The sequence below is a fragment of the Mesorhizobium sp. M4A.F.Ca.ET.020.02.1.1 genome (assembly GCF_004022645.1).
Taxonomy (GTDB): domain Bacteria; phylum Pseudomonadota; class Alphaproteobacteria; order Rhizobiales; family Rhizobiaceae; genus Mesorhizobium.
The window spans coordinates 1-3,606 of sequence record NZ_RZOI01000627.1 but is presented as its reverse complement, the minus strand read 5'-3'; the positions used below and the strand labels follow the sequence as shown (position 1 = coordinate 3,606).

Sequence of the window (3,606 nt, the reverse complement as noted above, 5' to 3'; positions counted from 1 at the left end):
CTCTACCGCAACTCCTACCAGTTCATCCTGTCGGGCGATTACGGCACCGCCGAACAGGGTTTCCGCGATCACATCGGCCGCTTCCCCAAGGACTCCAGGGCGGCGGACGCCCACTATTGGCTTGGTGAATCGCTGCTCGGCCAGCAGAAATACCGCGACGCGGCCGAGGTTTTCCTCGCCGCCAGCAAGGACTACCCGAAGGCCAAGAAGGCTCCCGACATGCTCCTGAAGCTCGGCGTGTCGCTGGTCGGGCTGAAGCAGAACGATGTGGCCTGCGCCACTTTCGGCGAGATCGGCAAGCGTTATCCCGACATCTCCAGCGCGCTCAAGGAGCGCGTCAAGCAGGAACGGGCGCTCGCGGCGTGTTAGCTTTCCGCTTGCCTGTCGGTGTCCCCAAATCGGGACCACTTTTAGGCGACACCCAGTGATGCTCGACACCGGGCCTGACCTTTCGGAACGGCTTTTTTCTGACATCGATTTATCTGACGGCGCGATTGCGGCCGTGTCCGGCGGCAGCGACTCGACCGCCCTTCTCATCCTCCTCAAGACCCATCTCGACCGAACTGCGCCCGCAACCAGGCTGCTGGCGGTGACGATCGATCACGATCTGCGGCCAGGCTCGGCGGCGGAAGCGCGCGGCGTGGCCAGGCTCTGCGCCGAGCGCGGCATCGCGCACCGCACCATCGTCTGGTCGGGGATGAAGCCATCGTCCGGCCTGCCCGCCGCCGCGCGCGAGGCGCGCTACCGGCTGCTGGCGGAGGCGGCGCATGCAGAAGGCATCGGCCTCATCCTGACCGGCCACACCGCCGACGACCAGGCCGAGACGGTGCTGATGCGGCAAGCGCGTGAAGAAGCGGCCCGTGAAGAAGGGAGACCTGACGAGGAGGCCAGCGACGAGGGCGCGCGCAGCGAGGGACGCGGGCTTGCCGGCATGGCGCCGGCCACCCTCTATGATTGGCAAAGCTGGATCGTCAGGCCATTCCTCGGCACGCGACGCGCGGCGCTGCGCGATGTGCTGCGGCGCCACAACATCGGCTGGGCCGAGGATCCGACCAATGTCGACCAGCATTTCGAGCGACCGCGCATGCGGGCCGCTCTTGCGGGTGACGATGGCGCGCGGCGTTTCGCGGAGGCGACCGCGTCGGCCGGGCAGGCCGCCGCGAGTCGTGACGAGCTTGGGCGGCACGCGGCTATGCTGATCCGCGACCTTGCCGGCATGCCGGTCCCCGGCCTCATCCGTCTCGATCCTGCTTTCGCCGCACCCGGCGATGCCGAGGCCGCCGTCTATGCCCTGCGCATCCTGCTTGCGACCGTCGGGGGCGTTGCCTTCCTGCCGGATGCGATCCGTAGCCAAGCGCTGTTCGAGCGGTTTCGGGCCGGACCGCTTTGCGCTACATTGTCGCGGACGGTGATCGACGCCAGGCGCTCCGGCATCTACCTCCGCCGCGAATCGCGCGGCCTGCCTGAGGCGGCGCTGGCCGTGAATAACGGCCTTTGGGACGGTCGCCGGCGCGTCACGCTGAGCAACAGGCAAGGCGCATTGTTGATCGCGCCGCTCGGCGCGGCCACGGCGGGCAAGCGGGCTGTTGCCGAGGGCGGCGCGCCACCAAGTCTTGCGCGCGCGGCGCTAGCCGCCGAGCCGGCATTGTGGCGCGGGACGGAATGCATCGGTTTTCCCGGTGAGGGCGCGGCTCTCACGGAGATTGGCGTCGTCCCTGCCGTTGCGCCTTTTGCCCGCTTCCTACCGTCCTTCGATCTTGCGCCCGCCGCCGCCGTGGCCCGGCTGATCGGCGCGCCGCCGCTCCCGGCCTTGCCTTTCCGCGGCCACAGTGCCGCCTGATGATTGGGCGAAAGCTTAACCCACACGTGCTGTTATGCTTGGCAAGGGGAGGCGCTCTCCCTATGTTAGGCCCAAGCTTCCTCTGATCATGCGTGTCCGTCCGCGGGCTCCAACGGGACAATAGATGAATCCGAACTATCGCAACCTCGCGCTCTGGGCGATCATAGCGGTCCTGCTCATCGCCCTGTTCAACCTGTTCCAGACGCCGCAGACGCGCGGCGCTTCGAGCGAGGTCGCCTATTCGCAGTTCCTGCAGGATGTCGCGGCTGGACGGGTCAAGACGGTGACCATCGCCGGCGCCCGCATTTCCGGCACCTACACCGACAGTTCGACCGGCTTCCAAACCTATTCGCCCGGCGATCCGTCGCTGGTGTCGCGGTTGCAGGACAAGAACGTCACCATCAACGCCCGGCCTGAATCCGACGGTTCCAACTCGCTGTTCGGCTACCTGATCTCGTGGCTGCCGATGATCCTGATCCTCGGCGTCTGGATATTCTTCATGCGCCAGATGCAGTCCGGCTCCGGACGCGCCATGGGCTTCGGCAAGTCGAAGGCCAAGTTGCTGACCGAGGCGCACGGCCGCGTCACCTTCCAGGACGTCGCCGGCGTCGACGAGGCCAAGGAAGACCTGGAAGAGATCGTCGAGTTCCTGCGCGACCCGCAGAAGTTCCAGCGCCTCGGCGGCAAGATCCCGCGCGGCGTGCTTCTGGTAGGCCCTCCCGGCACCGGCAAGACGCTGCTTGCCCGCTCGGTCGCCGGCGAGGCCAACGTGCCGTTCTTCACCATCTCCGGCTCGGACTTCGTCGAGATGTTCGTCGGCGTCGGCGCCAGCCGTGTCCGCGACATGTTCGACCAGGCCAAGAAGAACGCGCCCTGCATCATCTTCATCGACGAAATCGACGCGGTCGGCCGCCATCGCGGCGCCGGGCTGGGCGGCGGCAATGACGAGCGCGAACAGACGCTGAACCAGTTGCTGGTCGAGATGGACGGCTTCGAGTCTAACGAAAGCATCATCCTGATCGCCGCCACCAACCGGCCCGACGTGCTCGACCCCGCGCTGCTCAGGCCCGGCCGCTTCGACCGCCAGGTGGTGGTGCCGAACCCCGACATCGTCGGCCGCGAGAAGATCCTCAAGGTGCATGTGCGCAACGTGCCGCTGGCGCCAAATGTCGACCTCAAGGTTATCGCGCGCGGCACGCCGGGCTTCTCCGGCGCCGACCTGATGAACCTCGTCAATGAATCCGCCCTGATGGCGGCGCGGCGCAACAAGCGCCTCGTCACCATGGCCGAGTTCGAGGACGCCAAGGACAAGATCATGATGGGCGCGGAGCGCCGCTCGTCCGCGATGACGCAGGCCGAGAAGGAACTGACCGCCTATCACGAGGCCGGCCACGCGATCCTCGCGCTCAACGTGCCGACCGCGGATCCGCTGCACAAGGCGACGATCATCCCGCGCGGCCGCGCGCTCGGCATGGTCATGCAGTTGCCGGAAGGCGACCGCTATTCGATGAGCTACAAGTACATGATCTCGCGCCTGGCGATCATGATGGGCGGCCGCGTCGCCGAGGAGTTCAAGTTCGGCAAGGAGAACATCACCTCCGGCGCCTCCTCCGACATCGAGCAGGCGACCAAGCTGGCGCGCGCCATGGTCACGCGCTGGGGCTTCTCCGACAAGCTCGGCCATGTCGCCTATGGCGACAACCAGGAAGAGGTCTTCCTCGGCCATTCGGTGGCGCGCACGCAGAACATCTCGGAAGAGACGGCGC

3 protein-coding genes are annotated in these 3,606 nt (G+C 66.8%); all 3 read left to right on the top strand.

Features of this window, described 5'->3' with window-relative positions:
• A partial coding sequence (gene ybgF, locus EN742_RS28135) for a tol-pal system protein YbgF (protein ID WP_128333529.1) occupies positions 1–369 on the top strand: 369 nt, incomplete at its 5' end.
• Positions 370–427: 58 nt separating this feature from the next.
• Entirely contained in the window at positions 428–1,840 is a 1,413-nt protein-coding gene (gene tilS / locus EN742_RS28130) for a tRNA lysidine(34) synthetase TilS (protein ID WP_127406076.1), read from the top strand.
• A gap of 124 nt (positions 1,841–1,964) precedes the next feature.
• Positions 1,965–3,606, top strand: a 1,642-nt coding sequence (ftsH, locus tag EN742_RS28125; RefSeq protein WP_148670309.1) for an ATP-dependent zinc metalloprotease FtsH, incomplete at its 3' end; no start/stop codon positions are given.

What these genes read in the sequence shown, in the direction of transcription:
- tilS (WP_127406076.1), top strand. Translation starts at nt 428, where the DNA reads ATGCTCGACACCGGGCCTGACCTTTCGGAACGGCTTTTTTCTGACATC.